The 8,144-nt window shown below is 62.8% G+C and carries 7 protein-coding genes; 2 read left to right on the top strand and 5 right to left on the bottom strand.

Annotation, left to right across the window (positions count from 1 at the left end; translation table 11 throughout):
• Window positions 1-352, bottom strand: a 352-nt coding sequence (locus NW809_RS08995) for a glucokinase (protein ID WP_414401969.1), incomplete at its 3' end; no start/stop codon positions are given.
• A 139-nt stretch (window positions 353-491) separates the two neighbouring features.
• On the opposite strand from NW809_RS08995, the gene NW809_RS08990 reads away from it, so the two are divergent.
• The gene (locus NW809_RS08990) at window positions 492-1,238 is read left to right on the top strand and encodes a DUF3120 domain-containing protein (RefSeq protein WP_099812964.1); all 747 of its coding nucleotides are present in this window, start codon (window positions 492-494) and stop codon (window positions 1,236-1,238) included.
• Window positions 1,239-1,426: 188 nt separating this feature from the next.
• Here NW809_RS08990 and NW809_RS08985 read toward each other — a convergent pair whose 3' ends face one another.
• The 4 genes from NW809_RS08985 to glgP form a co-directional block, all read right to left on the bottom strand.
• Entirely contained in the window at window positions 1,427-2,068 is a 642-nt protein-coding gene (locus NW809_RS08985; RefSeq protein WP_414348416.1) for a hypothetical protein, read from the bottom strand.
• A 45-nt stretch (window positions 2,069-2,113) separates the two neighbouring features.
• A complete protein-coding gene (ilvN, locus tag NW809_RS08980; protein ID WP_011430944.1) occupies window positions 2,114-2,638 on the bottom strand; it encodes an acetolactate synthase small subunit in 525 nt (174 codons plus the stop codon).
• Between the two features lie 117 nt (window positions 2,639-2,755).
• Window positions 2,756-3,817, bottom strand: a complete 1,062-nt coding sequence (locus NW809_RS08975) for a tetratricopeptide repeat protein (RefSeq protein WP_011430942.1) — start codon at window positions 3,815-3,817, stop codon at window positions 2,756-2,758.
• A gap of 161 nt (window positions 3,818-3,978) precedes the next feature.
• A complete protein-coding gene (glgP, locus tag NW809_RS08970; protein ID WP_099834812.1) occupies window positions 3,979-6,579 on the bottom strand; it encodes an alpha-glucan family phosphorylase in 2,601 nt (866 codons plus the stop codon).
• A 189-nt stretch (window positions 6,580-6,768) separates the two neighbouring features.
• Here glgP and mnmE point away from each other — a divergent pair.
• Window positions 6,769-8,144: tRNA uridine-5-carboxymethylaminomethyl(34) synthesis GTPase MnmE (gene mnmE, locus NW809_RS08965; RefSeq protein ID WP_414401968.1), on the top strand; the 1,376-nt coding region annotated here is incomplete at its 3' end.

Here is an 8,144-nt window from a genome sequence, read left to right as displayed (position 1 = left end):
CGCTGAAGTCGTTGATCAACGCTAGGCGGGGGATCCCCAGCTCCGCCGCCAACTGGCTTGAGTGCAGGCTCCAGGGCAGGTTGGTGATTTTGGCCCTCTGTCCCCCGGCTCCTGGACTGCTTTTTTCTTCCACTACGGGGCCGGCCACAGCAAAGCAGGCGGCAACCGGTTGGGGATCTCGCCCCAGCTCCTGCCGTGCCTGGGCCAGAAACTCCAGCACCACCGGGGTGAGGTTGGGATAGCTCTGGCTGGCGTAGCGGCAGTGGTAGAGGCTGTGATCGGGATCTTGGGCATTGAAGAGGCTGAGGCTGGTCTTGGTGCCCCCGATATCTCCCGCCAACAGCAACTCCATAGTGTTTTCCGGGCAGCGCGTTATTCTCACCCTGACATTTTCGGCAGTACCCTGGCAACACCGGCCCCTCTCGGCCGGGGCGGGAAAGGGCAGGGAAGATGCTATGTTAACTGATGTAAAAGTTTCTAAGGATTGCGTTTTGTTTCCTACCTCTTGTTCGCCGCCTCTCCAAGAAGAGCCTTCCCTGGCCTCCCAGGGCCCAGTCGGACGGGAGATTCCCCGTTCTTCTCTGCGAAGGCGGTTTCCCTCTCACCACGCCATCGGGGGAGCGGCGGCTGTGCTGGTGTGCCTACCCGTTTTTGTGGCAGCGCCCCTGGTGCGCTATAGCCCTTGGCTAAGCTTGGCGATGACTCTAGGCTGGCTGGGCCTTAGCTGGCGGCTCTACTCGCGGCCCCGCACCCGCATCTGGGGGGATCTGCTCTACGGCTTCACGCTGACTTGGCTGGCAGGATCCTTCTACTGGGGCTGGCTGCGCTGGGAGCCCCTCTGGCACATGCCGGTGGAAGCTCTGGGGATCCCGATGGTCTGGTGGGGGGCACGGCAACGCTTTGCCCGCATCGGCACCTGGTTTTATCTCGGCTCCTTGTGGGGCACAGCGGTTACAGATCTTTACATTTACTCGGTGGGGCTGTTGCCGGAGTGGCGGCAGGCGATGCGGTTTGACCGGCTGGATCAGGCAACCGTCCCGTTTATGGCTGCGCTCGACAAAATGGCCGCCCCTTGGGGGGTAGCTTGGGGCATCGGCTTAAGCCTTCTGCTCCTTGGGGTTGGCCTGTGGGTCATTCAGGGATCCCGTCGCTTGCACCACTGGGCCTTTGCCGGAGCAGTGCTGAATACCCTGTTGGTGGATGGGCTCTTTCTGTGGGGGGCGGCCTTGCTTCGCTGAGCCAACCACCTCTGCGGTGCTGACCCAGAAAATGGCGGCGCAAGGGACAACATTGAGGCCTGCAGAGGAGCCTGCCTACCGTTGTTTGGAGTTTCTACGTAGCGCTTTGTTGTGGCCAGGTAGCCGCGAAGGATCTCTTCCTCCCCAGGGAAGGTAGCTGACTTCTCCGGTGGGAGCAGTCCTCCAGCCTAGGAAAGAGTTCTCTGGCTTACCCCTGGGCGAAAGCCAGCTATAGGGGCGGGGAGAGCGTCAAGGTCAGTCGGGTGTCGGTACGCCTGTTCGGCAGGAGGCAGCTCCGGCAGCGGTGCCGGCTGGGGGAAAAAGTCGATGACCTCCCAGCTCTTGGCATCGGGAGAGGGATGGGCCAGTAGCCACCGTTCGGGCAGGGTTTTGGGCTGCGCTCCCCCAGGGGAAGGGGAACTTTGCGCCTTCTGGTGGGCCAGGGTGAGCTGGAAGGGATCCCCCTTGCGGCGGTAGGGGCGGCGGGATCCCGGTGGCTTGACAATTACGGTATAGGTGCCGCTGAGGTGGTGGCCTTCCAGTTTCTCTCCTGAGGCCAACAGCAGGGGTTCACGGCGATCCTGACGAATTTGGACATCCTGCACTTCCAAACGGCCTGCTAAGCGGTCGCTGCCCACCAGCGAGGCAACCGGCTCAGCCGGGTGGGAGATCTGGTAGGCCAGAGCCTGCTGCACAACCGACTTGGGAGGTCGGGGGCCACAGCCCCCCAGTAACCCCAACAGCCCAATGGCCAGGAGGCTCATCAGGCAACGCAGGCTATTGCGCAGGGCCTGCCCCCTATGGCGCCGGCTTCTCTCCGGTTTTGCCATGGCCTCCTCCCTAAGCAATCTCTGTTGGCATCGTGGCCAAGCCCCTCAGACGACTGCCACGGTGGGGTGCTGCTTCAAGTACTCGGTATTGACTCCCGACTCGCGGGTGAGAGCTACCAGGCCGGTGCGGGCAATCTCCCGAATGCCGAAGCTGGTTAACATCTTGATGATGGCCACCATTTTGCCCGGATCCCCTGTCACTTCCAAAGTTAAAGACTCTTCCGCCACATCCACAATCCGGGCACGGAACATCTGCGCCACGTCCATGATGGCCGAGCGAGTTTCGATGCTGGCGTTGACCTTGACGAGCATCAGCTCCCGTTCTACACAGGGGACATGGGTAATGTCGGTTACTTTCAGCACGTCGATCAGCTTGTAGAGCTGCTTGGTCATCTGCTCCACATCGTGCTCATCCCCCTGCACCACCATGGTGATGCGGGAGATGCCAGGCCGCTCGGTGGGGCCAACGGTGAGGCTGTCGATGTTGAAGCCCCGGCGGGCAAACATGCCGGCGATGCGGGTTAAGACCCCGGGCTGATCCTGCACAAGAGCGCTGAGGGTGTGTTTCACGGCAGCCACAGAAGGAGGTGGGAAAAATCCAACTGCAGATCAGGGGAATTGAGATGGCGATAAGCAAATTTTACGCCAGTTTCGCGGCAATGTTCTGAGGGGATCCCTTCGACCTCGCTAGCCAAAGGCTCCGGGATCTCCGTCCAAATCCTGGAGCTGCCGCAAAGATCGATGCGCCTGTTCCTGCAAAACTAGGTTGTGGTGTTGGCGGCTGACCTGCAAAGCGGCTTGCCAACTGGAAATAGCCGTTGCCCTATCTCCCATATTTCCGTAAGCCAGCCCCCGACCGTACAAGCCGTACTCGTCGGTGGGATCCCCGAGGTTGCCGTCGGCTTCCAAGCGAAAGGCCTGGTCGTAATCGTCGAGGGCAGCTTTGATCTCCCCCAGCTCGTAGAGAAGATTGCCCCTGATGTAGAGAACGTGGGGTTGGCAGGGTTCTGCCTCGAGGCTGCGGCTGAGGTCGGCAATGGCCTCGTCATAGCAATCGGCCCAAGCATAGGCAACGCCCCGCCCATAGTGGTGGGCCGGACAGGGATCCCAGCGGATGGCCTGGGACCAATCGGCCACAGCCGCCTCCCATTCTCCCAGGTAGCCGTACACCGTAGCGCGGCAGGCATAGGCAGGCGCCGAGGTGGGATCCCGACAAATGGCCTCGTCCAGGTGAGCTAGAGCTGAAGGCAGGGATCCCTGTTGCCTGAGCAGGTTGGCCAAGCGGAGGTGGTGGGGGGCGCTGGGATGCCGGCGTACTACCTCGGCAAGCTCGGCTATTGCCCCCTGCAAATCCCCCTGCAACTGAAGAAGGAGGCCGCGGTAGAGATAGGACTCTGGCCGGCGCGGGGCCAACCGGGTGGCTTGGTCGAAGTCCGCCAGCGCCTGGGGAAGTTGGCCGAGTTCGAGGTAAACCTGGCCGCGCAGAAGGTGGGCGTTGGTCAGACAGGGATCCTGCTGCAGCGCCAGGTTGAGCTGCTCGACAGCCCCTATCAGATCCCGGTTCAGCCACCGTTCGCGACCCCGGTTGTAAGCCAAGATGGCGGGGCGGGTGAAGGCTGAAATGGCTGCCGCACTGGCCAGACCCATCACTGCCGAGAGGCGATCCTGCCGCCAACTGGCCAAGCCCCCCAACAGCAGGGCAGCCGCGAGCAACAGGCGCAAACCGGCCGAGTCGTGGGCTTTGAGCATGGCATCAACCCGGAGCTGGTTTCTCTGATTCTGCCTGATTGGGCAGCGAGAAACACCCATCCGCACGAATTTGGGGAGTCTCTCTTGTTCAGGCTGGATCCGCATAGGAAGGGGATCCCTGCTGTTCCCCTTCCTTCTCCCTTTTGGGTGGAACGGACATTCTAGGCCCAGAGCATCAGCCGCAGCTCATAGGGATCGTGCATGTCAGGATGAAAGGGCAGCAGGCGGATGGCCAGCCCCTGCAAGCCGCTGGCCTCGTAGCGAATCTGGCCGGAGAAGATGGCCCGATCCTCCACCGTCTCCACGTAGCGCAGGGGGGTTGCTTGGCCGTTCCGGATCTGGCCGTTGTCGTCCACCGGCCCCTGGTAGGCCTGGACGATGACATCCTGGGGTTGCAGGGATCCCAGCCGCACCTCAACGGTCACCGTGAGGGGATCGCGGGCCATCACCACTTGGTCGTTTTGCGCCGAGGGGAGGCCGGCGGCGGAAGCTTTCTTGGGGGGTTCGACCTGGACATTGACAACCCGAATGTTGTACCAGTTCTCCTGCAGATGGCTGCGCCAGCGGGTAAACTGGCGAGCCGACTCGAAGTTATCGCGGCGCATGCGGTCGAAGTAGTTGCTGAGGGGAATGTAGGCCCGCTCGGCATACTCCAGTACCATGCGCTGGGTGCTAAAGCGGGGGCAGTTGAGCTGAATGGCCTGCTTCATGCGCCGAATCCAGGCGTGGGGCAGGCCATCGCTACCGCGCTGGTAAAACAGAGGGGCAACCTCCTGTTCCAGCAGGTCATAGAGGGCGTTGGACTCCACCTCGTCTTGGTAGGCGCGATCCTCGTATTCCTCGCCGCGGCCAATGGGCCAGCCGGTCTGGTAGTAATCGGCCTCATCCCACCAGCCATCCAAAATGCTCAGGTTCTGTCCGCCGTTGGCCGCCGCCTTCATGCCACTGGTGCCGCTGGCCTCGCGGGGGCGCAGGGGGGTGTTTAGCCACACATCCACCCCGGCTACCAGCAGGCTGGTGATGTACATGTCGTAGTCTTCGATAAACACCAGCCGCTGGCGAAACTCCGGCTGGCGCGACACTTGCACAATTTGCCGGATCAGCTCCTTGCCGGGGTTGTCGCGGGGGTGGGCTTTGCCGGCAAAGATAAACTGCATCGGGTAGCGGGGATGGTTGAGCAAGGCTTTGAGCCGTTCCAGGTTGTGAAACAAGAGGGTGGCCCGCTTGTAGGTGGCAAAGCGGCGGGCAAAGCCAATGGTGAGCACTTCCGGGTTGAGGGCTTCAGAGGCCCACTGAATTTCCACCGCTGAGGCCGCCCGCTTTTGCAGTTGCTCCACCAGGCGCTCGCGAACGAAGTTGATCAGGCGCGAGCGGCTGCGCTCGTGGGCCCGCCACAGCTCCCCATCCGGGATCCGATCCACTTTCTGCCACAGGGGATCCGAGGGGGGAGCCTCCGCCCAATCCGGCCCCAGGTAGCGATCGTAGAGGGCCTGGTTCTCTTCCCCCACCCAGGTGCGGGCATGCACCCCGTTGGTGATGGAGGTAATCGGCACTTCCTCCAGCGGGATCTCGGGCCAGAGGCGGCTGAACATCTTGCGCGAGACCGACCCGTGCAGCTTGCTGACGCCGTTGACAAACGAGGCCATGTTGATGGCCAGCACTGCCATGCTGAAGGGGGATTGAAAGTCGCCGGTGTTTTCGCGGCCCAGGGCCAAAAAGCGCTCCCGGCTCAGGCCCATCTGGCTGTAGTAGAAGCCGAGGTAGTAGTCGATTTTGTCGGGCGGGAACAGGTCGATCCCGGCAGGTACCGGCGTGTGGGTGGTAAACATCTGGCTGGACTTGGCCACCTGCCAGGCTTCTTCAAAGCTCAACCCCTGCTCCACCATCAACAGGCGGATGCGCTCCACCGCCAAAAAAGCCGAGTGCCCCTCGTTCATGTGGTAGACGGTGGGATGGATGCCGAGGGCGCGCAAAGCCCGCACGCCGCCGATCCCCAACATGATCTCCTGGTGGATGCGCACATCCTGGTCGCCGCCGTACAGCTCATCGGTGATGTCCTGGTCGTACTGGCTGTTGGGCTCGATGTTGGTGTCCAGCAGGTAGAGGGGCACCCGCCCCACCATCGCCTTCCAAATGCGGGCAAACACCTTGCGTTTGGGGTAGTCCACCTCGATGCGAATCTCGCGGCCCTCCGCATCTCTTTGCAGCTCCAGGGGCATATTGAAAAAATCGTTAACGGGATAGCGCTCCTGCTGCCAGCCGTCGGGGTTGAGGTACTGGCGAAAATACCCCTTCTGGTAGAGCAGGCCCACCCCCACCAGCGGCAGGCCCAGGTCGCTGGCCGCCTTGAGGTGATCCCCGGCCAAGACCCCCAGGCCTCCTGAGTAGAGGGGCAAACAATCTGCCAGACCAAACTCGGCTGAAAAATAGGCGTAGCACTCCCCTTCCACCGCTTGGGCCGAGCGATACTTGCGATACCAGGTGTCTTCCTGCAGGTAGCTCTGGAGCTGTTGGCTGGCCCGCTCCAGGTGGGCCAAAAAACCAGGATCCTCCGCCAGCTCGTCCAGCCGCTCCTGCCGAATCTGCCCCAACAAAGCCACCGGATTGTGGCCACAGGCATCCCACAGATCTGGATCCATGCGCCGAAACAGGCTGCGGGTTTCCACGTTCCAACTAAAATGCAGGTTATAGGCCAACAAGCGCAGACTTTCCAGAGCAGCCGGCAGGTAGGGAGTGACCTTGAACGTGCGTAACGGCTTCATAAGTATCCGGGACGAGCGTGAGTTGCCACTGTCAGGCTACCCCGGCCTTCACCGGGTCGCACGGCTTTTTATAGCTTTTTCCGACTTCGGGGAGGCGCGCCAATAGGCGCAAGAGACCTCTGCAGGGGATCGGGGAAAGCCGATGGGGAATCCAACAGTTGCGACAATTCAAGCCGGGCTTTGTCGAGGATGGATCTGACTGCGCCCCTGGCCGATACCATTGCTGCCATTGCCACGGCAGTGGTGCCCGAACAGGGCAGCATTGGCATTGTACGCCTCTCCGGTTCGCGGGCTTTGGCCATTGCCCAGGCTATCTTTACTCCCGCCCGCCGCAACGCAGTCTGGGAAAGCCATCGCCTCCTCTACGGCTGGATCCACGACGAGAAGGGCCGGCGGTTGGACGAGGCCCTGGCCGTCTGGATGCAGGCTCCCCGCTCCTACACCCGCGAGGACGTAGTGGAGCTGCACTGCCACGGCGGCATCATGGTGGTTCAGGCCACGCTGCAGCAGTGCCTGCGCCAGGGGGCACGGCTGGCGCAGCCGGGGGAGTTCAGCCTGCGCGCTTTCTTGAACGGCCGCATCGACCTCACCCAGGCCGAAAGCGTGGCCGATCTGGTGGCGGCCCGCTCCCCGCAGGCGGCCCAAATGGCCCTGGCGGGGCTGCAGGGCAAGTTGGGGCAGTCCATCCGCGCCCTGCGCCAGGAGCTGCTGGGTTTATTGGCCGAGATCGAAGCCCGCCTCGACTTTGAAGAGGATCTGCCCCCCCTGGACGTCCCCGCTTGGCAGGCCCGGCTGCAAGCCATCCAGGCCCAGATGCAGGCCCTGCTGGCCACCGCCGAGCGGGGGCAATTGCTGCGCACCGGGGTCAAGGTGGCCATCGTCGGGCGGCCCAATGTGGGCAAGTCCAGCCTGCTCAACGCCTGGTCAGGCCAGGATCGCGCCATCGTCACCGACCTGCCCGGCACCACCCGCGACGTGGTGGAATCCCAGTTGGTGGTCAGAGGGATGCCTGTCCAGCTTTTGGATACCGCCGGCATTCGCGCCACCGACGATCCGGTGGAACGGCTAGGGGTGGAGCGCTCCCAACGGCTGGCTCAAGCTGCCGATGTGCTGGTGCTGGTCATCGACGCCCAGGCCGGCTGGACGGATGCCGACGCCGCCATCTACGCGTCCATCCGCCACCGCCCCCTCATCCTGGTGATCAACAAAACCGACCTCGCCCCCGCCGACAAGATCCGCCTCCCGCCCGAGATCGCCTACCGCGTCCCCGCCGTCGCCGCCCAAGGCCAAGGGATCCCGGAGCTGGAAGAGGCCTTGGAGCAGCTTGTGACTCAGGGGCGGCCCCAGCCCAACCTGGAGGTGAGCCTCAACCAACGCCAGGCCGCCGCCCTCCGCCAGGCCCAAGCCAGCCTGGAACAAGTCGTTCAGGCTATGCAGGCGCAGCTCCCCCTCGATTTTTGGACCATCGACCTGCGCGGCGCCCTGCACGCCCTTGGCCAAATCACCGGCGAGGAGATCTCCGAAGCGGTGCTGGATCAGATCTTCAGCCGCTTCTGCATCGGCAA

This window comes from Synechococcus sp. WC101, from assembly GCF_047461555.1.
GTDB lineage: Bacteria > Cyanobacteriota > Cyanobacteriia > Thermostichales > Thermostichaceae > Thermostichus.
Note: the sequence above shows the minus strand (reverse complement) of the source record. Positions and strands in the feature narration are given on the sequence as shown.